We start from the raw sequence: 19,916 nt of genomic DNA, 5'->3' as shown, positions 1-19,916 counted from the left end.
CGTGCGGCTTGAGGCAGGTCGCTCAGTGCGAGTCGTCGTGCTTTTCCGGGGCCGGGCTGCCGGCCTGAATACGCTTGAAGATCTCTTCTCGATGGACCTGGACGTCTTTCGGTGCATCGATACCGATCCTCACCTGCATCCCTTTGACGCCCAGAATGGTGACTTTGATGTCATCGTTGATGACGATGCTTTCGCCAACCTTGCGGGTGAGTATCAGCATGTAGTTCTCCTTGGTGATGTAAAAGTCCGTCGGGCTAGTTGCCACGGCGGCGGGAGCTTGTCCCTCTTCCTTCTCATTAAAGACGCTTTCGGCGGATAGTAATTCCCCGACAGACAAATTCTGTTGCGTGTCTTCAGTCGCAGGTGCCGAAGCAAACCGCCAGCGGTTTGTCGGCCAAGGTGCTCGGTGGCAAGAATAGGGGGCTTGGCGGCCAATGGGAAATTTCTTCGCATCATGGTGTGAATAGACCGGGTTAATGGTCATCCTGTTCCTCGAGTGCCTGAAGAAATAACAGCAAGGCTACTTCTTCACGGTCCAGGCCTTTGCGCACACGGTTCTTCGGCAAGTTGGCCAGGCGCCCCAGGGCATAGTGTTCAAGTACAGCCGGGTGAATGTAACAGCGCCTGCACACTGCCGGTGTATTGCCCAGGCGTGATGCTACCTGACGGACGATGGCGGCGACCTGGCGCTTGGCTTCGCTCTCGGGCTCCCAGGCCAAGGGCCTCAGCAGGTCCAGGGCGAGGCTGCTACCGGCCCAGGTGCGGTAGTCCTTGGCGGTGAAGTCGGCACCGGTCAGCTGCTGCAGAAACTGGTTGACCTCGCTGGAGCCGACGCTATGGCGCTGGCCGTCGTCGTCCAGGTACTGGAACAACGCTTGGCCGGGCAGTTCCATGCAGCGCTTGAGCAGGTTGGCCAGGCGCCGATCGTTGAGGCTGACGTTGTGCTCGACGCCGCGCTTGCCGCGGAACTGGAAGCGGATGCTGCTGCCCTTCACCTCGACATGGCGGTTGCGCAGGGTGGTCAGTCCATAGGACTGGTTGTCACGCAGGTAGCGCTGGTTGCCGATGCGGATCAGGGTGTGGTCCAGCAGGCTGATCACCAGCGCCATCACCTTTTCCCGGTCCAGGCCTGGCCGGGCAAGGTGGTCGTGCAGCTGTGCGCGCAATTTCGGCAGGGCCTGGGCAAACGCCAGCATGCGCCCGTACTTGTGCTGGTCGCGTATTTCGCGCCACTGCGCGTGGTAGCGGTATTGCTTGCGGCCACGGGCATCGCGACCTGTGGCTTGCAGGTGGCCTTGCGGGTCGGCGCAGATCCACACCTCGGTATAGGCCGGTGGGATTGCCAGTGCAGCGATGCGGGCAAGGGTATCGCTGTCGCGCACTCGTTGGCCGTCGGCATCCAGGTAGATGAAGCGCTCTCTCCAGCGCCGCCGGGTCAGGCCCGGCTGGCTGTCGTCGACGTAGTGCAGGGTGCGCGGCAGGGGGCAGTCAAGCATGGTTGGCAGGCCTCGATCAGGTCACTGATCAATGGACACCAGCGACGGGGCCGATGCTCAGCCCAGCAGCGCCACCGACTTGATCTGGGCAAACAGCACCTGGCCCGGGTGCAGGCCGAGCTGGTCTGCCGAGAAGCGGGTGATGCGCGCGAGCAAGGCGTTGCCGCCAGCATCCAGGCTGACCAATACATGGGCCGGGTTGGCGGCCGGGCGGCTTTCGCGCACGCGCACCGGCAAGCGGTTGAGAATGCTCGAAGTGCTGTCAGCTGCCAGGGCCAGGCTGACGTCACGCGCCTGCACCTTGACCCGCAAGGTGCTGCCCATCACCTGGGCAGGGTGGGTGATACGCAACAGCGGCCCGTCGTTGCCGGGCAGGCGCAGGTCGAGCAGGTCGTAGTGCGCGTCATGTGCCACCACCAGGCCTTCAAACACCACGCCGGCATCCTCGCCCTCGGCCAGCGACAGGTCGAGACGGGCCAGGGTTTCGCCGATCGGGCCGCTGGCCACTGTCTGGCCTTGCTCCAGCAACACCAGGTGGTCGGCCAGCTGCGCCACTTCTTCCTGGGCATGGCTGACATACACCAGCGGGATGTCCAGTTCGTCGTGCAGGCGTTCCAGGTAGGGCAGGATTTCGCGTTTGCGCGGCCCGTCGAGGGCAGCCAGTGGCTCGTCCATCAACAGCAGGCGCGGGCTGCTGAGCAGGGCGCGGGCAATGCCCACCCGCTGCGCCTCGCCACCGGACAAGGTCGCCGGCCGGCGTGCCAGCAAGTGGCCGATACCCAGCAGCTGGCAGGCCAGGTCTAGGCTGACCTTGCGCTCGGCAGCGGCCACCCGGCGCCAGCCGAACTCCAGGTTGCCGCGTACCGACAGGTGCGGGAACAGGCTGGCCTCCTGGAACACGTAGCCTACCGGGCGCAGGTGTGGTGCCAGAAAGAATCCGCGGGCGCTGTCTTCCCAGACTTCGCCGTTGACCTCGATGTAGGCGCTGGCGGCCCGTTCCAGCCCCGCCAGGCAACGCAGGCAGCTGGTCTTGCCAGAACCGGAGTGGCCGAACAACGCACTGATGCCGCGGCCGGGCAGGTGCAGGTCTACGTCCAGGGTGAAGTCGTCGCGTGCCAGTTGCAGGCGCGCCACAATCGATGCGCTCATTTCAGCTCCAGCCAGCCTTGCCGCGGCGTCCTGCGTAAAGCAGGAGCAGCACCAGGAACGAGAACACCAGCATGGCACCGGCCAGCCAGTGCGCTTGCGAATAGGCCATGGCCTCGACATGGTCGAAGATCTGCACCGAGACCACGCGTGTCTTGTCGGGGATGTTGCCGCCAATCATCAACACCACGCCGAACTCGCCCACCGTGTGGGCGAAACCGAGGATGCTGGCGGTGATGAAGCCCGGACGGGCCAACGGCAGCACCACGTGGACGAAGGTGTCCCAGGGGCTGGCGCGCAGCGTCGCGGCCACTTCCAGCGGGCGCTGGCCAATGGCGCCGAAGGCATTCTGCAGCGGCTGGACCACGAACGGCATGGAGTAGATCACCGAGCCTATTACCAGGCCGGTAAAACTGAACACCACGCTGCCCAGGCCCAGCGCCTGGGTCGCCTGGCCCAGCCAGCCATGTGGGCCGAGGGCGATCAGCAGGTAGAAACCGATCACTGTGGGTGGCAGTACCAGCGGCAAGGCCACCACCGCGCCCACCGGCCCGCGCAACCACGAGCGCGTGCGCGCCAGCCACCAGGCGATGGGCGTGCCGACGATCAGCAGGATGAGGGTGGTCATGCTGGCCAGTTTCACGGTCAGCCAGATGGCACCCAGGTCACTGGCATCCAGTGGCATCAGATTTCATAACCGTAGGATTTGATCACTGCCGCGGCTTTCGGGCCTTTCAGGTAGTCGACCAGGGCCTTGGCGGCGGGGTTGTCCTTGCCTTTTTCGAGGATTACCGCGTCCTGGCGGATGGGTTCGTGCAGGGACGAGGGAACGATCCAGGCCGAACCGCTTTCGACCTTGCCGTCCTTGTAGATTTGCGAAAGGGCGACAAAGCCCAGCTCGGCGTTGCCGGTGGATACGAACTGGAACGCCTGGGTAATGTTCTGCCCTTCGACCAGCTTGGGCCGGGTGGCTTCGGTCAGCTTCAGCTTGTCCAGCACCTGTGTGGCGGCCAGGCCGTAGGGCGCGGTTTTCGGGTTGGCAATGGACAGGTGCTTGAACTGGTTGTTCTTCAGCACTTCGCCGTTGGCGTCGACATAGCCGGGTTTGGCCGACCACAGCGCCAGGGTGCCGATGGCGTAGGTGAAGCGTGAGCCCGGGGCAATCGCGTTTTCCTGCTCGAGCTTGGCTGGGGTGCTGTCGTCGGCAGCGAGAAATACCTCGAACGGCGCGCCATTCTTGATTTGTGCGTAGAACTGGCCGGTGGCGCCATAGGCAGCGACCAGCTTGTGGCCAGTGTCTTTCTCGAAGTCCTTGGCAATGGCCTGGATAGGGGCTGTGAAGTTCGCTGCGACCGCGACCTGGACTTCATCGGCCCAGGCAGTGTTGAAGGCAAGCAGGCTGGTCAGGGCGGTGGCAGCCAAGTGGGGTGGGCGGATACGCATGAAGACAGCTCCTTGGGGCTTATCGTTATATCCTTAACTATATAGCGGTAGGCCATGGGCCGGGAAGGGGCCAGACCTGCTTATGCAGACGCCTGGCGGCCGATCATGGCCAGCGCCTTTTCGGCAATCTCCCGGGTCAACTCACCCGCCGGCATATGCCTGCCCAGCCGCAACGCCTGCCCCGACCAGAGGTTGCTGAAATCGCTATTGCCCTGCGGATCCGTAATCGCCCGCAAAGGCATCAAGGCCCCGCCGGCCAGCGGGAAGTGCGGGGCCAAATCGCTCATCGGCCCCAGCTCGCGCATGATGCGGTTGTTGATGCCACGCGCCGGTCGGCCAGTGAACAGGTTGGTCAGCGCCGTGTCGCTGGCAGGTGCGCTGTCCAGGGCCTGGCGATGCGCCGGCGACACCTTGGCCTCGGGGCAGAACAGGTACGCCGTTCCGATCTGCACTGCCGAAGCACCCAAGGCCAATGCCGCCAACAGGCCGCGGTGGTCAGCAATGCCGCCAGCGGCAATCACCGGGACGCTGACCGCATCGGCCACCTGCGGCACCAGCGCGAAGGTGCCGATCTGGCTGGTGATATCGTCGCTGAGGAACATGCCGCGATGGCCGCCCGCCTCATAGCCCATGGCAATGATCGCATCACAGCCGTGATGCTCCAGCCACACGGCTTCCTCTACTGTAGTGGCGCTGGACAGCACCTTGGCACCACTGGCCTTTACCCGTTGCAGCAGGTCGGCATGTGGCAGGCCGAAGTGGAAGCTCACCACCTCCGGGCGCAGTTGCTCGACCAGCTGGCAGCTATGTTCGTCGAAAGGCGCCCGGTTGGACACCGGCGTGGGCGCCGTGAAGTCGGCTCCCACTTCGCTGTAATAGGGCTGTAGCGCCTGCTTCCAGCGTGCATCGCGCTCGGCATCGGGCGCTGGCGGCTGGTGGCAGAAGAAGTTCAGGTTCAACGGGCGGCCCGGGCAGCCGGCGCGGAAGGCAGCGATCTCGGTGCGCACCTGGTCGCCCGTGAGCATGGCGCAGGGCAGGGCGCCCAAACCGCCCGCCAGGCCCACGGCAATGGCCATGCCCGAGCCCGTCGCACCGGCCATGGGGGCCTGCAGAATGGGCAACTCGATGCCCAGCAGGTCGAGGATGCGGCGGTCGGGCCAGTGGCTCATGCGATTCTCCTTGCGCGGGCGGGCGGTACGGTGGGGCGGGTATTTACAAGGCTTTGCTGACCTGGATGTCGCTGATCTTCTCGGCGTCTTCGCCGTGAATCTTGCGCAGGGCTTCCAGGGCTTGTTCGAGGGAGGCGTCGGGCATCAGCGCGAAGTCCCAGCGGCGCTGGCCGTCGAGCTTGTACTTGATGACGTACTTGGTGGTCTGGGTCATGGTGGCCTTATCTGAGTTTCGACGATGAACGACGGACGATCTTGATCTTGTGGGTCAAGGTTGGCTTGCGGGTAACCGAGATCGGGCGGGTGGTCACGGTATCGATGGTGATGTTCCAGAAACCGGTGCTTGGCACGGTGATCTTCGCCGGGAACTTGTCGAAATGGCCACCGTGGTAGGTATGACGGCCGCCGTTCTTGAAGCTGCGGAAGTTGGCGTCGTTCATCAGGCGGATATTGCAGCGCTGGGAGCACTCGATGACGACGATATCGTCCTCGTTCAGGTGCTCGCGCTGGTGTACGAATTTCATGTGATGCTCCGCAAGGATTGGTTCTGCAAAGGCAAAAGATACCACGATGTCGGGTTACACTGCCGCGCTGTTCCGCCAGGCATAGATAAATCTGCCAAAGCAGGGAGCAAAACAGCCTGGCTGTGGTCAAAGCGGATTCTTGAAGGCAGAGGTGCTGCAAATGAAGTGGATGGTGGCGGCGTTGGCGATGACGCTGGGTGGCTGTGTGAGTGTTACGGAACTGGAACAGTCGCATGAAACGCTGGATGTAATCTCGGGCAAGTCCCCACGCGCGTATGCCGATTGCGTCAAGCAGAAGCTGGCCGATACCCGGGACCCGCTTGTGGAAGAGCAGCGTGGCGATGGCCTGCGGCTGATCGTGCCGCAAAAAATCAGCTCGGGCGTGGGCCCGGCGGCGCTGGTGGATATCGACAAGCGTGGCAGCGGCAGCAGCATCAAGTTGCACGAGCGGCTGAACAATTTCCCGCTGCGCCTGGGCGACGTGCGCACCGCAGCCACCCAATGCATTTCCGGTAGTTGATCCAGGGCAACTGATCACGCTCCTTTTACTTATATGTTTTAAGCCTAAGCTTATAACAATAGAAAGGGAGATTCGTGATGACACCGTTGAGTCGCGCCTTGGTCGGCAGCCTGCTGATCCTGGCCTGGCCCACGGCGCATGCCGCCGATGGCCAGAAAGTCTTCACCCAGGGTGGGGCCAACCCCGCCGCCATGGCTTGCCTGGGTTGCCATGGCCCGGACGGCAAAGGCATTGCCGCTGCCGGCTTCCCACGCCTGGCCGGGCTGCCGGCCGCTTACCTCAGCAAGCAATTGCATGATTGGCGCAACGGCAGCCGCAAGCAGCCGGTGATGGAGCCGCTTGCCAATGCCCTGAGCGAGGATGAGATCGAGGCGGTCAGCACCTATCTGGCCAGCCTGCCGGCAGACCCTGCAGGCGACCTGCGTCGCCAGCAGATCGCCGATGACCCCACCACCCGCATGGCCCTGTACGGTGACTGGAGCCGGCAGATTCCTGGTTGCGTGCAATGCCATGGCCCGGGCGGTGGCGGGGTTGGCGAACACTTCCCGCCCTTGGCCGGCCAGCCCGCCAGTTACCTGGTGGCGCAGCTCAATGCCTGGCGTGACGGCACGCGCAGCAATGACCCCAACCAGCTGATGGTCGGCGTGGCCAAGGCCATGACCGATGACGAGATCAAGGCCGTTGCCGAGTTCTTCGCCCGCCCCGCCAGCCAGGAGGTCAAGCCATGAAACCGATGATTCCAGCCCTGCTGCTGCTGGCCATGGGCAGCGCACACGCCGCCCAGATTGCCATGGAAGACCAGTCGCAGTTGAAAGTGCCTGGCGTGCAGGCCGCGCCGCAGTTCGTGCCACCAGCGGAAAGCGAGTTGCCTGACAATGCCTTTGGCAAGATGGTACGCGAGGGGCATGCCTTGTTCGTCGACACCCGCAGGTTGATGCCCGAGGCTGTGGGCAACGGCATGAACTGCAGCAACTGCCACCTTGACCAGGGGCGGCTGGCGCATTCCGCGCCGATGTGGGGGGCGTACCCGATGTACCCCGCCTACCGCAAGAAAAATGACAAGGTCAACACCTATGCCGAGCGCATCCAGGGCTGCTTCCAGTTCAGCATGAACGGCAAGCCGCCTGCGGCCGATAGCCCGCAGATGACGGCGCTGGCGGTGTATTCGTACTGGCTGTCGACCAAGGCGCCGACCGGCGTCGAGATTGCCGGGCGCGGGTACCCGGAGGTGCCGCAGCCAAAGGGCGGATACGACTTCAAGCGCGGTCAGCAGGTTTATCGTGAGCAGTGTGCGATTTGTCACGGCGACAATGGCGAAGGGCAGAAGGTGGCGGGCGAGTACGTGATGCCGCCGTTGTGGGGCAAGGACTCCTACAACTGGGGCGCCGGCATGCACCGGATCAATACCGCGGCGTCGTTCATCAAGTACAACATGCCGCTGGGCAAGCCGGGCAGCCTTAGCGATCAGCAGGCCTGGGATGTGGCGGCCTGGGTCAATCGCCATGAACGGCCGCAGGACCCGCGGCTGGTGGAGGGCTCCATCGAGAAAACGCGGGTGAAGTTCCATGCCAATGACGGGGTGAACCTGTATGGGCAAAGGGTCGATGGTGTGCTCATAGGGCAGGGCACCGGTAGCTGATGTATTGCCTGTACTGGCCTCCTCGCGGGCTTGTCCGCGAAGAGGCCAGTACAGGAAACCCCGATTTCCTGTCATCCAACGGGCATGGATGACAGCAATATTTACGATCCACCGGAACTATCTACACTAGGTTATCTCTATCTTCCCATCGATCGGCCACAGGTAGGGCATTGTAAGGTGACTGCCGCCTGATTAGACTGCGCCGAATTCCACTGGCCTAGCCTTTTGTAAGGACGTATATGATCAAAAAATGCTTGTTCCCGGCAGCCGGTTACGGCACCCGCTTCCTGCCCGCTACCAAAGCCATGCCCAAGGAAATGCTGCCGGTGGTCAACAAGCCACTGATCCAGTATGGCGTTGAAGAGGCACTGGATGCCGGTCTGAACGAGATCTCCATCGTCACCGGGCGCGGCAAGCGTGCTTTGGAAGACCACTTCGACATCAGCTACGAGCTGGAAAACCAGATCAAGGGCACCGACAAGGAAAAATACCTGGTTGGTATCCGTCGCCTGCTCGACGAGTGCTCGTTCTCCTACACCCGCCAGACCGAAATGAAAGGCCTGGGCCACGCCATCCTGACTGGCCGCCCGCTGATCGGCGACGAGCCGTTCGCCGTGGTGCTGGCGGACGACCTGTGCGTGAACCCGGAAGGTGACGGCGTACTGACCCAGATGGTCAAGCTGTACAACCAGTTCCGTTGCTCGATCGTCGCCATCCAGGAAGTCGATCCGCAGGAAACCAACAAGTACGGCGTGATCGCCGGCGACATGATCCGTGACGACATTTTCCGTGTCACCAACATGGTCGAGAAGCCAAAGCCGGAAGACGCCCCGTCGAACCTGGCGATCATTGGTCGCTACATCCTGACCCCGGACATCTTCGACATCATCGCCAACACCGAGCCGGGCAAAGGTGGCGAGATCCAGATCACCGACGCCCTGATGCAACAGGCGCAGAACGGCTGCGTGATCGCCTACAAGTTCAAAGGCAAGCGTTTCGACTGCGGTGGCGCTGAGGGTTACATCGACGCGACCAACTTCTGCTTCGAGAACTACTACAAGACTGGCAAGGCTTACTGATAAGCCGCTACTTGTATCAAAGCTGATAACTGGGGCTGCTTTGCAGCCCTTCGCGGGCACGCCCGCTCCTACAGGTATTGTGCAGGCCTTTAAGGTTGCGCCGGTACTGTGGGAGCGGGCGGGCCCGCGAAGGGTCGCAAAGCGGCCCCAGTGCGTTATGCTGGGCGCCTGCCTAGGAGAGTGAATACATGGCCTACGATTTTGATCTGTTCGTGATTGGTGCCGGGTCCGGCGGTGTGCGCGCGGCGCGGTTTGCCGCCGGCTTCGGGGCAAAGGTGGCAGTGGCAGAGAGCCGCTACCTGGGCGGCACCTGCGTCAACGTCGGCTGCGTGCCGAAAAAGCTGCTGGTGTACGGCGCACACGTCGCCGACGAACTGGAGCAGGCCGCAGGCTTCGGCTGGACCTTGGAAGAAGGGCACTTCGACTGGGGCACCCTGATTGCCAACAAGAACCGGGAAATCGAGCGCCTCAACGGCATCTACCGCAACCTGCTGGTCAACAGCGGGGTTACCTTGCTGCAGGGGCATGCGCGCTTGACCGGTGCCAATGAAGTGGAAGTGGAAGGCCAGCGCTACACCGCCGAGCACATCCTCATCGCCACCGGTGGCTGGCCACAGGTGCCGGACATTCCGGGCAAGGAACTGGCCATCACCTCCAACGAAGCCTTCTACCTCAAGGACCTGCCACGCCGGGTGCTGGTGGTGGGCGGTGGCTACATTGCCGTCGAGTTCGCCGGCATCTTCCAGGGCCTGGGGTCGGCTACCACACTGCTGTACCGTGGCGACCTGTTCCTGCGTGGCTTCGACGGTTCGGTGCGCACGCACCTGAAGGAAGAACTGGAAAAGCGCGGCCTCGACCTGCAGTTCAATGCCGACATCCAGCGCATCGACAAGCTCGAGGACGGCAGCCTCAAGGCCACCCTCAAGGATGGCCGCGAGCTGGTCACCGATTGCGTGTTCTATGCCACCGGCCGGCGCCCGATGCTGGACAACCTGGGCCTGGAAAACACCGGCGTCGAGCTGGATGCACGCGGTTACATTCGCGTTGACCAGCAGTACCAGACGACCGCGCCGTCGATCCTGGCCATTGGCGACGTGATTGGCCGCGTGCAACTGACCCCGGTGGCTCTGGCCGAGGGCATGGCCGTGGCCCGGCGCCTGTTCAAGCCTGAGCAATACCGCCCGGTGGACTACCAGAACATCCCCACCGCAGTCTTCAGCCAGCCTCCCATCGGTACCGTGGGCCTGACCGAGGAGCAGGCGCTGGAGGCCGGGCACAAGGTGCAGGTATTCGAGAGCCGCTTCCGTGCGATGAAACTGACCCTGACCGACATCCAGGAAAAGACCCTGATGAAGCTGGTGGTCGATGCCGAGACCGACAAGGTGCTGGGCTGCCACATGGTTGGCCCCGACGCCGGCGAGATCATCCAGGGCCTGGGCATTGCCCTGAAGGCCGGTGCGACCAAGCAACAGTTCGACGAAACCATCGGCGTGCACCCGACGGCGGCCGAAGAGTTCGTGACCATGCGCACCGCGACGCGCTGACTCAACGGAACGCATACCGTTGTAGGAGCGGCCTTGTGTCGCGATGGGCTGCGAAGCAGCCCCCAGTATTTCTGCAATCGTGAGATACACAGGGGCTGCTTCGCAGCCCATCGCGACACAAGGCCGCTCCTACAGGAGTGACACGACCATGGAGTCAGGGGCATGACCCCGCAATCCTTTGCTCAGCCCATTCCCTTCTATTAGTTACTACCGGTTATAGCCAAAACCAATCAAAAGCATGAGCTTTGCCAATGAGCCTTTATCGGGACCAGCGGTTAGGATTCTCTCCATCAACTGATTCCAACCCCATGAAGGAGCGTCTCTCATGCCAATTATCAACAGCCAGGTCAAACCGTTCAACGCCACCGCCTACCACAAAGGCGAGTTCGTCCAGGTCAGCGAAGCCGACCTGAAAGGCAAGTGGTCTGTCGTGTTCTTCTACCCGGCCGACTTCACCTTCGTCTGCCCGACCGAGCTGGGTGACCTTGCTGACAACTACGCCGAGTTCCAGAAGCTGGGCGTGGAAATCTACGGTGTGTCCACTGACACCCACTTCACCCACAAAGCCTGGCACGACACTTCGGACACCATCGGCAAGATCCAGTACCCACTGATCGGTGACCCGACCCACGTCATCTCGCGCAACTTCGACGTGCTGATCGAAGAAGCCGGCCTGGCCGATCGCGGTACCTTCGTGATCAACCCGGAAGGTCAGATCAAGATCGTCGAACTGAACGACGGTGGTGTAGGTCGCGATGCTGCCGAACTGCTGCGCAAGGTGAAGGCTGCCCAGTACGTTGCCGCTCACCCAGGCGAAGTTTGCCCGGCCAAGTGGAAAGAAGGCGAAGCCACCCTGGCCCCGTCGCTGGACCTCGTCGGCAAGATCTAAGCCGATGTGTATGTCGCGGGCGGTAGCCAGCCGCCAAAGCTGAAGTACCTACCGCCCCGTAAAGCGCCCGGGCGAGTTCGCCTGGGCGTTTTTGTATCCGAGTTTTGAAAAAGGAATCGCCCGTATGTTGGACGCCACGCTTAAATCGCAACTGAAAACCTACCTGGAGCGGGTCACCCAGCCGATCGAGATCGTTGCCTCCCTCGACGACGGCGCGAAATCCCGCGAATTGCACGACCTGCTGGTGGAAATTGCCAGCCTGTCGAACCTTATTACCTTCAGCGCGGACGGCAGCGATGCCCGTCGTCCATCGTTCTCGCTGAACCGCCCGGGAGCCGACATAAACCTGCGCTTCGCCGGCATCCCCATGGGCCACGAATTTACCTCGCTGGTGCTGGCACTGCTGCAGGTCGGGGGCCACCCGTCCAAGGCCAGTGCCGAAGTGATCGAACAGATCCAGGCGCTGGAAGGCGAGTTCACCTTCGAAACCTACTTCTCGCTGTCGTGCCAGAACTGCCCGGACGTGGTCCAGGCGCTGAACCTGATGGCGGTCCTCAACCCCAACGTACGCCACGTGGCCATCGATGGCGCGCTGTTCCAGGCGGAAGTGGAATCGCGCAAGATCATGGCGGTGCCGAGCATTTACCTGAACGGCGAAGTGTTTGGCCAGGGCCGCATGGGCCTGGAAGAAATCCTCGGCAAGATCGACACCAACGCAGGCAGCCGTCAGGCCGAAAAGATCAACGCCAAGGACGCCTTCGATGTGCTGGTGGTCGGTGGTGGCCCGGCCGGCGCCTCGGCAGCCATCTATGCCGCGCGTAAAGGCATCCGCACCGGTATTGCGGCCGAGCGTTTCGGCGGCCAGGTGCTCGATACCCTGGCCATCGAGAACTTCATCTCGATACAGGAAACCGAAGGGCCGAAGCTGGCCACGGCGCTGGAAGAGCACGTCAAGCAGTACGACGTGGACATCATGAACCTGCAGCGCGGTGAAGCGCTGATCCCGGCCACCGATGGCGGCCTGCACGAAGTACGTCTGGCCGGCGGTGCCTCGCTCAAGGCCAAGACCGTGATCCTGGCTACCGGTGCCCGCTGGCGTGAGATGAACGTGCCGGGCGAACAGGAATACCGCGCCCGTGGCGTGGCTTACTGCCCGCACTGTGACGGCCCACTGTTCAAGGGCAAGCGCGTGGCGGTGATCGGTGGAGGCAACTCGGGTGTGGAAGCGGCCATCGACCTGGCGGGTATCGTCGCCCAGGTAACGCTGATCGAGTTCGACAGCCAGCTGCGTGCCGATGCGGTACTGCAGCGCAAGTTGCACAGCCTGCCGAACGTGAAGGTGATCACCAGTGCGTTGACCACCGAAGTGCTTGGCAATGGCGAAAAGGTGACTGGCCTGCGCTACAAGGACCGCACCACCGACCAGCAGCATGAAGTGGCGCTGGAGGGCATCTTCGTGCAGATCGGCCTGCTGCCGAACACCGACTGGCTGAAAGGCACCGTCGAGCTGTCGCCACGTGGCGAGATCATCGTCGATGCCAAGGGCCAGACCAGCATCCCTGGTGTGTTTGCGGCGGGTGACGTGACGACTGTGCCGTACAAGCAGATCGTGATTGCGGTAGGTGAGGGGGCCAAGGCATCGCTGGCGGCCTTTGACCACCTGATCCGCACTTCGGTACCGGCATAAGCCTGTACCGGCCCTTTCGCGGGCATGCCCGCTCCCACAGGTTCTGCACAGGTCTTGAGATTTGTGAGGAACCCTGTAGGAGCGGGCATGCCCGCGAATGCGTCAGAACTGACAAAGCTGAATCTGAGGATGTCTATGATTACTGCAGACACCCTCAGGAATCACACCCATGACCCTGATCAGCCGCGAACCCTGGTGGCTAGTCCCCCCGAAGCCCGGGCAGCAAGAGCAGGACCTGCACTGGGGCTACCTGGAAATCTATGCCGACGGCCGCACCGTGTTCGTCGACCAGCGCCCCAGTGACCGGGAGCTGGCCGAGCGCAAGAGCTGCCGCAACTTCCCCGACCCCGAGCCGTGACGGCTCAGCCTTCCAGTTCGGCCAGGCGTGCTTCCAGCGCCGCGATGCGCGCTTCGAGGGCTTCGATGCGTTCTTCCGACACATTGCCGCCGCTGCTGCGTGCCCCACCTTCTTGTTGCCGGGCAGCCAGGATTGCCTCGATTTCGGCCGGGTCGCCCAAAGCATGGGTGTAACGGTCTTCGCGCTGGCCGGCCTGACGCGGCAGGTGCAAGGCCAGGCCGCGCGATATCAGGCGCTCCAGCTGGTGCTGGATCTGCTCGGTGTCGTCGAAGTCGTGCAGGCGGTTGCTGCGGGTCAGCAGTTCGTTGAGGGTTTGCGGCCCGCGCAGGAACATCAGGCCCATCAGCACCAGTTGCGCCGGCACCAGCTCAAGCGCCTTGTCCACCCGTTGTTCCCAACGGTCGGCGCGGCTGCCCATCTGCAGGCGGGTCATGTCCTGCCCTTCGAGGGCGCGCAGGGCTTGGCCGACCTGGCCTTGGGTGAGGTTCATGACCGGCTCGCGACTGGTCTTCTGGTTGCAGGCCAGGACCAGGGCGTTGAGGGTCAGCGGGTAGCTTTCCGGGCTGGTGGCCTGCTTCTCGATCAGCGAGCCGAGAATACGGATCTCGATGCTGTTGAAGCGGCCTTCGCCGGCGGTTTCGTGTTCTGACATGGCCCTGTCTCATTGCTGGGGAAAGGCCACTAGCCTAGGTAAAGCGCCAGGCTTAAGCAATCACTGGGATCATCGCCGGCAAGCCAGCTCCCACAGGTACAGCACAAGCCGTAAGGCCGGCACTATCCCTGTGGGGGCTGGCTTGCCTGCGAAAGGGCCGCAAAGCGGCCCCGGCAAACTCAAGCGTTGCGCCGCTCTTCAGCCTGGCACGCCGCCGCGGTAAACAGCACATCGGTCGAAGAATTCAGCGCCGTCTCGGCCGAATCCTGCAGCACGCCGATGATGAAGCCAACCGCCACCACTTGCATGGCAATTTCGCTAGGGATACCAAACAGGCTGCACGCCAGTGGAATCAGCAGGAGCGAGCCACCGGCCACGCCCGAGGCGCCGCAGGCACAGACCGCCGCCACCACGCTGAGCAGCACGGCGGTCGGCAGGTCCACCATAATACCCAGAGTATGCACCGCCGCCAGGGTCAGCACGGTAATGGTGATGGCGGCGCCGGCCATGTTGATGGTCGCACCCAGCGGGATCGACACCGAATAGGTGTCCTCATGCAGGCCAAGGCGCTCCGACAGGGCCAGGTTGACCGGGATGTTGGCTGCCGAGCTGCGAGTGAAGAACGCGGTGATACCGCTTTCGCGCAGGCAGAGCAGGGTCAGCGGGTAGGGGTTGCGGCGGATTTTCCAATATACGATCAGCGGGTTCATCACCAGCGCCACGAACAGCATGCAGCCGATCAGCACCGCCAGCAGGTGCAGGTAGCCGAGCAGGGCGCCCAGGCCCGATTGGGCCAGCGTGGCGCTGACCAGGCCAAAGATGCCCACCGGGGCGAAGCGGATGACCACGCGTACGATCAGGGTCACGCCATTGGACAGGTCCTCTACCACGGTGCGGGTGGTTTCGCCGGCATGGCGCAGGGCTACGCCCAGGCCGATGGCCCAGGTCAGTACGCCGATGAAGTTGGCGTTGAGCAGGGCGTTGATCGGGTTGTCGACCGCACTCAGCAGCAGGTTCTGCAGCACCTCGGTAATGCCCCCCGGCGCGCTCAGCGCAGCGTCGCTGGTAGTCAGCACCAGGTTGGACGGGAACAGCATGCTGGCGACCACGGCGACTACCGCAGCGCTGAAGGTGCCCAGCAGGTACAGCCAGAGAATCGGGCGAATATGGGTTTCCTGGCCGTGACGGTGGTTGGCGATCGATGCCATGACCAGAATGAACACCAGCACGGGCGCCACCGCCTTGAGGGCGCTGACGAAGACTTTCCCGAGGAAGGCCATGTCGCGGGCGATGGCGGGCGCAAGCAGGGCCAGGGCGATGCCGGCGATCAGGCCGATGACGATCTGCGTCACCAGGCTGGTTCGGTTGAGGAAGCGGAGGACGGGGGTCATGTGCAACGATATCCCAGCATGTTCAAAAAGGGCGCGACTTTACCATAGACCTTCGTCGAGCAGGGCGGCCTGAAGAAGTCAGCGCCCGCGCCGCCGCGACACCCGCGCCTCGATGTTCTTGCGCCCGATCAGCAGTGGCGGCTTCTCCACTACCGGCTCGTCCGCCAGCCATTTGTACATCACCAGGCAGTCCACCAGCCCCAGGCGGGCATGGCGGTAGGCCTTGGGCAAGCGGCCAACGGTTTCGAAGCCCAGCTTGTGCCACAGCGCCACTGCCACCTCGTTGGTGGCCACCACCGAGTTGAACTGCAGGGCCAGAAAGCCCTCCTGGCGTGCCTGTTTCTGTGAGTGCTCGCACATCAAGCGCGCGACGCCGCGGCCGCGTGCCGTTTCACAGACCATGTAGCCGCAATTGCCCACGTGCCCACCGGGCCCGGCGGCATTGGCCTTGAGGTAATACGACCCCAGCATCGCGCCGTCTTCCTCGGCCACGAATGTGCGCATGGGCAGTTCCAGCCACAGCTGGCGGGCCTGTTCAAAGCTGAGGGCCGGGTCGAATGCGTAGGTTTCACGGGCTTGTACGACGGCCTGGAAGGTGGGCCAGAAGCGCTCGAAGTCTTCCGGCGTCATGGGGCGGATGTGGATCATGCGGGTTCCTGCAAGGGCTGGGCCGCCCAGTCTGGGTGGCGCGGCGCCGTCGCGCAAGGGCGGCGACGCCATTTGCGCTCAGCTGTTGGCCTTGCCCACTGCATCCATGGCACGTGCCGAGTAGACCAGCGCGGCGCCGGCATTCATCGCCACGGCCACGCCCAGGGCCTCGGCGATTTCCTCGCGGCTGGCGCCGTGTTTGACGGCCTGCTGTGAATGCACGGCGATGCAGCCATCGCAGCGGGTGGTCACGGCCACGGCAAGGGAGATCAGCTCGCGGGTCTTGGCGTCCAGGTGGTTGGTCTTGGCCCCTGCGCCGCTGGCGGTCATGTAGCCAGCCACGGTGTCAGGGGATAGCTGCTTGAGATCGCCGATGCCGGCCATCAACTGCTTACGGTAGGCGTCCCAGTCCATCATGCTCATCGTCTTCACCTTGGGGAGGTTGCGAGTGGAGCTTTCAGGCTAGTCGAAGAGTGGAAAGTGTGAGGCTTGTACTTTGGTTGTTTGCGCGCAGGCCTTTGGACTGCGCGCAACCATATCGATCAGATATAGATGAACACCAGCACCAACGCCGCGACGAACGCCCACTTCTCCAGATAGTAGCGCGTGCGGTTGCGCTTCTTCAGCGCCTTGCCACGTTCGCGGATCTTGTAGATGCGGGTGAACAGCCGGTTGATGCCACCGGTCTTGTCGCCGGCATCGTTGGGGGCGGCGGCAGCGGCCATGACGTTGCGGCTGAACCAGCGGTTGAACGCGGTTGCCCAGCGGTACTTGAGCGGGCGTTCCACGTCGCAGAACAGGATGATGCGGTTGTGCTCGGTGGTATTGGCCGCGTAGTGGATGTAGGTCTCGTCGAAGACCACGCCCTCGCCATCGCGCCAGGAATATTTCTCACCGTCCACATCGATGTAGCAGCCATCGTCGTTCGGCGTGTCCAGGCCCAGGTGGTAGCGGTACGAGCCGGCATACGGGTCGCGGTGGCGCACCAGCTTGGCGCCCGGTGGCAGGGTGGCGAACATGGCGGCCTTGACCGTGCCGATGCCTTTGAGCAACTCGGTGGTGCGTGGGCACAGGGTCATCGCCGACGGGTGGCTTTCGCCGTACCACTTCAGGTAGAAGCGCTTCCAGCCGGTCTTGAAGAATGAGTTGAAACCGACATCATCGTAATTGTCGGACTTCTTGATTTCGCCCACATGCAGCAGTTGCTGGGCTTCCTGGCGGATTTCCTGCCAATGGTCCTGCAGCGTCTGCAGTTCGGGGAAGGCCTCCACCGGCAGGTACGGCTTTGCAGGGTGCCGGGAAAACAGGTACAGGAAGCTGTTGATCGGCGCCAGGAAGCTGGAGTGGTCGCCCAGCTGACGGGTCAGCTTGTGGCGGACGCGACCGCGCAGGTGAACATAGGCGATCGAGAGGATGAAGATGAGGACTAAGGCGATTTTCATGGGCGGATACGTCAAGTAATGGCCATGCGTGATGGCTAAGCCCGCCAGCATAAACAATCGAGCCGATGCTTTGTAGGAGAATGTTACGCAGCGATGGCAGACCTTGGTACAAGCGTCACCGCTGTACCAAGGTCTGCATGGCGATGCATCAGGCCAGAGTGACCTCGATGCGGCCATCCGTGATGCGATGGTCCCTGCCTTGGTAACTGACTACATAATCAGTAAAGTCGGCGGTCAGGGTCTTTTTATCCACGTTCCACTCATGCTGCAGGCGGCCCCCGCTCAAGAGATAGTGCATACCGCCAATCGAGAAGAACAGGCGTGCATGTTGTTCACTGAGCAGCATCATGATGCCTTGGATTGCGTTGTCCACTTGCTGTCTGGCGATGAGTTGGATGCGGCCGTCCTGAAGTATCTTGGATTCGATGGTTTGAGCGTCAAGGTTACCCAGCGAGGGGAAAATGGCGGGGTCGAGGTTGGCGGTGACCCGGCCGGTGCCGTTGGTCCTTGCATCTTTGGCCAGTGACAAGGACAACGAGCCATCCACGATCTCGACCATGCCCATGGTGTGTTCAATGGTGTAGTGGAACGTTGCGGCAAATGCCTTGGAAGCCTCATCCATCTCGGTAATATCGATTGAGCCCCCGGTCGCCCAACCTGAGCGACCAATCGAAGTCGAACCGAAATAGGCGTTGATCTCGGCTTTCTCGCCTGCACCGATCTTGAGGGATGCGCCCGCCACCAGGTAACGTTCCGGGATATTCAGGAATATATAGCTATAAGCGGTATCTGATCCCTCCGTGTACTGAATGGCGAAAAATGAGCGGTTGCCATTACTGACATCTGTATCTATGACATCAGTCGTGAACTCGCGCTCACGCTGGTTGCCCCACTTCAGTTTCGCTTGCATGGCAGGCTGGGTATTCCGTGTTTGCTGTTGCTGTTTCATGGCCGTATCTATGTGATTGAATTGAGGCCTCAGCGTATGGTTTGGGTGCCTGCCCGCGAAACTGACAGACCTGCGGGTTTCCCAACGCATCAGTACGTGCTTTGCCATCTTGAGGAGCGGCACGATGACACCGGTCAGCGGACGTATCGAAAAACCATTCAAGCGCCTGTTCTTCGCCTTGCCGGTCAGCGATGCCCAGCGCCGCGCCCTGGCCCAGTGGCGACGTGGCCTGAACCTGCGCAGCGGCAAGCCGGTGCCGGCCGCCAACTTCCATGTGACACTGCTGTTTCTCGGCGATGTGGATACCGCCCATGTGCCTGCTATTTGCGCGGTGGTCGACCAGCTGGCGCTACCGGCCACGGCACCACGGTTGTTGCTGGACCGCCTGCAGGTATGGCAGCGGGCCAGTGCACTGGTGCTGGAGGCGCAGCAGACCCCACCGGCCCTGTTGCAACTGGTGTACAGCTTGCAGCAGGCGCTGCTGCCGTTGGGGGTGGAAGCGGCCGACCGCGAGTATCGCCCGCACCTGACGCTGGCCAGGGATTACCGCGGCCAGCCGCCAGAAGCCAGCAGCGCGCCGGATTTCTACCTCGCCGCCCGCCATTTCACACTGTACGAGTCGCGCAAGGGCGCTTACTGGCCATTGGCGCAATGGCCGCTTTCAGGCTGATTCAGGCCATGGCCTCGCAGTCTGCGAACATCTGCTCGCCCAGCGTGCGTGCAGTGTGCAGGTGCAGTGCCGGGGCTGCGCCTTCGCTGTCGTCCAGCAGGGTGGAGCTGAGCACCTCGGCGCCGCAGTAGTCGAAGATGCCGTGCTCGATCTGCACGCGCATCGCCTCGCCATAGCCGTGACGTTCGAAAGTGCCGCTGTCGGCACCGGCGACACCGACCAGGTGCACCTTCATGCCGCGCAGCTTCTTGACGGTGATGCCCCCTTCATAATCGAAGGCCCAGCCATTGCTGAACACCCGCTCGACCCAGCCTTTGAGCAAGGCCGGCAGCGACCACCAATAGATGGGGTAGACCAGCACCAGCGCATCGGCGCGTTCAATACGCGCCTGCTCCCTGAGTACATCCGCCGGCGGGGCTGCCAGCCTGCGGTGCACCGCATGGTCGGCCAGGCCGAAGCGCGGGTCGAAACCTTCACTGGCCAGGTCGGCGATTTCGCTGCCGTGGCCGGCGTTGGCCAGGCCGGCGGCGATCTGTCGGGCCAGGGCATGGGTGAGGGATTGCGGGTCGTGATGACCGACGACGATCAGGGCATGCATGGTGGGCTCTCCAAGATTGGGATGCAGGGTTACCCAGAGCGCTATATACTCAAGGTAAGTTACGTTTAGTAA

At 62.6% G+C, this 19,916-nt stretch carries 24 protein-coding genes; 9 read left to right on the top strand and 15 right to left on the bottom strand.

Annotated elements, in window-relative coordinates; all coding sequences use genetic code 11:
• Positions 1-22: 22 nt before the first annotated feature.
• The 8 genes from csrA to ACK56M_RS18300 form a co-directional block, all read right to left on the bottom strand.
• A complete protein-coding gene (gene csrA / locus ACK56M_RS18335) occupies positions 23-220 on the bottom strand; it encodes a carbon storage regulator CsrA (RefSeq protein ID WP_004375914.1) in 198 nt (65 codons plus the stop codon).
• Positions 221-473: 253 nt separating this feature from the next.
• Positions 474-1,496, bottom strand: coding sequence for a DNA topoisomerase IB (locus ACK56M_RS18330; protein ID WP_015270877.1), 1,023 nt, complete (start codon positions 1,494-1,496; stop codon positions 474-476).
• A gap of 57 nt (positions 1,497-1,553) precedes the next feature.
• Positions 1,554-2,645 (bottom strand): molybdenum ABC transporter ATP-binding protein, encoded by a 1,092-nt coding sequence (gene modC, locus ACK56M_RS18325; RefSeq protein ID WP_015270876.1) that lies wholly within the window; start codon positions 2,643-2,645, stop codon positions 1,554-1,556.
• A 1-nt stretch (position 2,646) separates the two neighbouring features.
• Positions 2,647-3,327: a molybdate ABC transporter permease subunit gene (modB, locus tag ACK56M_RS18320; RefSeq protein ID WP_015270875.1), complete on the bottom strand. Its 681-nt coding sequence runs from the start codon at positions 3,325-3,327 to the stop codon at positions 2,647-2,649.
• Entirely contained in the window at positions 3,327-4,085 is a 759-nt protein-coding gene (gene modA, locus ACK56M_RS18315; protein WP_054572097.1) for a molybdate ABC transporter substrate-binding protein, read from the bottom strand. The genes modB and modA overlap by 1 nt, the downstream gene beginning before the upstream one ends.
• Before the next feature lie 80 nt (positions 4,086-4,165).
• The gene (locus ACK56M_RS18310) at positions 4,166-5,254 is read right to left on the bottom strand and encodes an NAD(P)H-dependent flavin oxidoreductase (protein WP_015270873.1); all 1,089 of its coding nucleotides are present in this window, start codon (positions 5,252-5,254) and stop codon (positions 4,166-4,168) included.
• A gap of 43 nt (positions 5,255-5,297) precedes the next feature.
• Complete coding sequence (locus ACK56M_RS18305) at positions 5,298-5,468, bottom strand: hypothetical protein (protein ID WP_013973186.1); 171 nt, start codon at positions 5,466-5,468, stop codon at positions 5,298-5,300.
• A gap of 7 nt (positions 5,469-5,475) precedes the next feature.
• The gene (locus ACK56M_RS18300; protein WP_004375922.1) at positions 5,476-5,778 is read right to left on the bottom strand and encodes a DUF1883 domain-containing protein; all 303 of its coding nucleotides are present in this window, start codon (positions 5,776-5,778) and stop codon (positions 5,476-5,478) included.
• 160 nt (positions 5,779-5,938) lie between these two features.
• Between ACK56M_RS18300 and ACK56M_RS18295 the strand changes: the two genes are divergently transcribed.
• The 8 genes from ACK56M_RS18295 to ACK56M_RS18260 all read left to right on the top strand — a co-directional run bounded on the left by ACK56M_RS18295 (position 5,939) and on the right by ACK56M_RS18260 (position 13,494).
• The gene (locus tag ACK56M_RS18295) at positions 5,939-6,298 is read left to right on the top strand and encodes a hypothetical protein (RefSeq protein ID WP_015270872.1); all 360 of its coding nucleotides are present in this window, start codon (positions 5,939-5,941) and stop codon (positions 6,296-6,298) included.
• Positions 6,299-6,375: 77 nt separating this feature from the next.
• The gene (locus ACK56M_RS18290; protein WP_015270871.1) at positions 6,376-7,026 is read left to right on the top strand and encodes a c-type cytochrome; all 651 of its coding nucleotides are present in this window, start codon (positions 6,376-6,378) and stop codon (positions 7,024-7,026) included.
• Entirely contained in the window at positions 7,023-7,937 is a 915-nt protein-coding gene (locus ACK56M_RS18285) for a c-type cytochrome (protein WP_411958888.1), read from the top strand. The genes ACK56M_RS18290 and ACK56M_RS18285 overlap by 4 nt, the downstream gene beginning before the upstream one ends.
• 239 nt (positions 7,938-8,176) lie before the next feature.
• Complete coding sequence (galU, locus tag ACK56M_RS18280) at positions 8,177-9,016, top strand: UTP--glucose-1-phosphate uridylyltransferase GalU (protein ID WP_013973181.1); 840 nt, start codon at positions 8,177-8,179, stop codon at positions 9,014-9,016.
• A gap of 188 nt (positions 9,017-9,204) precedes the next feature.
• Positions 9,205-10,560, top strand: coding sequence for a glutathione-disulfide reductase (gorA, locus tag ACK56M_RS18275; protein ID WP_015270869.1), 1,356 nt, complete (start codon positions 9,205-9,207; stop codon positions 10,558-10,560).
• Positions 10,561-10,885: 325 nt separating this feature from the next.
• Positions 10,886-11,449: an alkyl hydroperoxide reductase subunit C gene (gene ahpC, locus ACK56M_RS18270; protein ID WP_004375926.1), complete on the top strand. Its 564-nt coding sequence runs from the start codon at positions 10,886-10,888 to the stop codon at positions 11,447-11,449.
• A 124-nt stretch (positions 11,450-11,573) separates the two neighbouring features.
• Positions 11,574-13,136: an alkyl hydroperoxide reductase subunit F gene (ahpF, locus tag ACK56M_RS18265; protein WP_100412874.1), complete on the top strand. Its 1,563-nt coding sequence runs from the start codon at positions 11,574-11,576 to the stop codon at positions 13,134-13,136.
• 169 nt (positions 13,137-13,305) lie between these two features.
• Positions 13,306-13,494, top strand: coding sequence for a hypothetical protein (locus tag ACK56M_RS18260; protein ID WP_013973178.1), 189 nt, complete (start codon positions 13,306-13,308; stop codon positions 13,492-13,494).
• Positions 13,495-13,498: 4 nt separating this feature from the next.
• Here the strand turns inward: ACK56M_RS18260 and ACK56M_RS18255 are convergent, their stop codons facing one another.
• From ACK56M_RS18255 to ACK56M_RS18230, 6 genes are all read right to left on the bottom strand, one after another.
• Positions 13,499-14,146 (bottom strand): YceH family protein, encoded by a 648-nt coding sequence (locus tag ACK56M_RS18255; protein WP_025339663.1) that lies wholly within the window; start codon positions 14,144-14,146, stop codon positions 13,499-13,501.
• A gap of 179 nt (positions 14,147-14,325) precedes the next feature.
• Positions 14,326-15,537, bottom strand: coding sequence for a serine/threonine transporter SstT (gene sstT / locus ACK56M_RS18250; RefSeq protein WP_015270866.1), 1,212 nt, complete (start codon positions 15,535-15,537; stop codon positions 14,326-14,328).
• A 78-nt stretch (positions 15,538-15,615) separates the two neighbouring features.
• On the bottom strand, positions 15,616-16,185 hold the full coding sequence (locus tag ACK56M_RS18245; protein ID WP_015270865.1) for a GNAT family N-acetyltransferase: 570 nt from the start codon (positions 16,183-16,185) through the stop codon (positions 15,616-15,618).
• A gap of 78 nt (positions 16,186-16,263) precedes the next feature.
• Entirely contained in the window at positions 16,264-16,608 is a 345-nt protein-coding gene (locus tag ACK56M_RS18240; RefSeq protein WP_039614473.1) for a carboxymuconolactone decarboxylase family protein, read from the bottom strand.
• 119 nt (positions 16,609-16,727) lie between these two features.
• Positions 16,728-17,627 carry a lipid A hydroxylase LpxO gene (gene lpxO / locus ACK56M_RS18235; RefSeq protein ID WP_015270864.1) on the bottom strand — a complete coding sequence of 300 codons (900 nt, stop codon included), beginning with the start codon at positions 17,625-17,627 and terminating at the stop codon, positions 16,728-16,730.
• A gap of 148 nt (positions 17,628-17,775) precedes the next feature.
• Positions 17,776-18,576 (bottom strand): hypothetical protein, encoded by an 801-nt coding sequence (locus ACK56M_RS18230; RefSeq protein ID WP_411958887.1) that lies wholly within the window; start codon positions 18,574-18,576, stop codon positions 17,776-17,778.
• A gap of 124 nt (positions 18,577-18,700) precedes the next feature.
• On the opposite strand from ACK56M_RS18230, the gene thpR reads away from it, so the two are divergent.
• Entirely contained in the window at positions 18,701-19,246 is a 546-nt protein-coding gene (thpR, locus tag ACK56M_RS18225) for an RNA 2',3'-cyclic phosphodiesterase (protein ID WP_015270862.1), read from the top strand.
• Between the two features lies 1 nt (position 19,247).
• On the opposite strand, the gene ACK56M_RS18220 is transcribed toward thpR, so the two are convergent.
• Positions 19,248-19,844 carry an NAD(P)H-dependent oxidoreductase gene (locus tag ACK56M_RS18220; RefSeq protein WP_100412871.1) on the bottom strand — a complete coding sequence of 199 codons (597 nt, stop codon included), beginning with the start codon at positions 19,842-19,844 and terminating at the stop codon, positions 19,248-19,250.
• Positions 19,845-19,916: the final 72 nt, after the last annotated feature.

Origin of the sequence: Pseudomonas sp. s4, from assembly GCF_046764235.1 — a bacterium.
GTDB lineage: Bacteria > Pseudomonadota > Gammaproteobacteria > Pseudomonadales > Pseudomonadaceae > Aquipseudomonas > Aquipseudomonas asiatica.
The sequence above is the reverse complement of the archived record's forward strand: the minus strand, read 5'-3'. Positions and strand labels throughout refer to the sequence as shown.

Coding starts and splice junctions, on each gene's coding strand:
- csrA (WP_004375914.1), bottom strand. CDS start 220: ATGCTGATACTCACCCGCAAGGTTGGCGAAAGCATCGTCATCAACGAT.
- ACK56M_RS18330 (WP_015270877.1), bottom strand. CDS start 1,496: ATGCTTGACTGCCCCCTGCCGCGCACCCTGCACTACGTCGACGACAGC.
- modC (WP_015270876.1), bottom strand. CDS start 2,645: ATGAGCGCATCGATTGTGGCGCGCCTGCAACTGGCACGCGACGACTTC.
- modB (WP_015270875.1), bottom strand. CDS start 3,327: ATGCCACTGGATGCCAGTGACCTGGGTGCCATCTGGCTGACCGTGAAA.
- modA (WP_054572097.1), bottom strand. CDS start 4,085: ATGCGTATCCGCCCACCCCACTTGGCTGCCACCGCCCTGACCAGCCTG.
- ACK56M_RS18310 (WP_015270873.1), bottom strand. CDS start 5,254: ATGAGCCACTGGCCCGACCGCCGCATCCTCGACCTGCTGGGCATCGAG.
- ACK56M_RS18305 (WP_013973186.1), bottom strand. CDS start 5,468: ATGACCCAGACCACCAAGTACGTCATCAAGTACAAGCTCGACGGCCAG.
- ACK56M_RS18300 (WP_004375922.1), bottom strand. CDS start 5,778: ATGAAATTCGTACACCAGCGCGAGCACCTGAACGAGGACGATATCGTC.
- ACK56M_RS18295 (WP_015270872.1), top strand. CDS start 5,939: ATGAAGTGGATGGTGGCGGCGTTGGCGATGACGCTGGGTGGCTGTGTG.
- ACK56M_RS18290 (WP_015270871.1), top strand. CDS start 6,376: ATGACACCGTTGAGTCGCGCCTTGGTCGGCAGCCTGCTGATCCTGGCC.
- ACK56M_RS18285 (WP_411958888.1), top strand. CDS start 7,023: ATGAAACCGATGATTCCAGCCCTGCTGCTGCTGGCCATGGGCAGCGCA.
- galU (WP_013973181.1), top strand. CDS start 8,177: ATGATCAAAAAATGCTTGTTCCCGGCAGCCGGTTACGGCACCCGCTTC.
- gorA (WP_015270869.1), top strand. CDS start 9,205: ATGGCCTACGATTTTGATCTGTTCGTGATTGGTGCCGGGTCCGGCGGT.
- ahpC (WP_004375926.1), top strand. CDS start 10,886: ATGCCAATTATCAACAGCCAGGTCAAACCGTTCAACGCCACCGCCTAC.
- ahpF (WP_100412874.1), top strand. CDS start 11,574: ATGTTGGACGCCACGCTTAAATCGCAACTGAAAACCTACCTGGAGCGG.
- ACK56M_RS18260 (WP_013973178.1), top strand. CDS start 13,306: ATGACCCTGATCAGCCGCGAACCCTGGTGGCTAGTCCCCCCGAAGCCC.
- ACK56M_RS18255 (WP_025339663.1), bottom strand. CDS start 14,146: ATGTCAGAACACGAAACCGCCGGCGAAGGCCGCTTCAACAGCATCGAG.
- sstT (WP_015270866.1), bottom strand. CDS start 15,537: ATGACCCCCGTCCTCCGCTTCCTCAACCGAACCAGCCTGGTGACGCAG.
- ACK56M_RS18245 (WP_015270865.1), bottom strand. CDS start 16,185: ATGATCCACATCCGCCCCATGACGCCGGAAGACTTCGAGCGCTTCTGG.
- ACK56M_RS18240 (WP_039614473.1), bottom strand. CDS start 16,608: ATGAGCATGATGGACTGGGACGCCTACCGTAAGCAGTTGATGGCCGGC.
- lpxO (WP_015270864.1), bottom strand. CDS start 17,627: ATGAAAATCGCCTTAGTCCTCATCTTCATCCTCTCGATCGCCTATGTT.
- ACK56M_RS18230 (WP_411958887.1), bottom strand. CDS start 18,576: ATGAAACAGCAACAGCAAACACGGAATACCCAGCCTGCCATGCAAGCG.
- thpR (WP_015270862.1), top strand. CDS start 18,701: ATGACACCGGTCAGCGGACGTATCGAAAAACCATTCAAGCGCCTGTTC.
- ACK56M_RS18220 (WP_100412871.1), bottom strand. CDS start 19,844: ATGCATGCCCTGATCGTCGTCGGTCATCACGACCCGCAATCCCTCACC.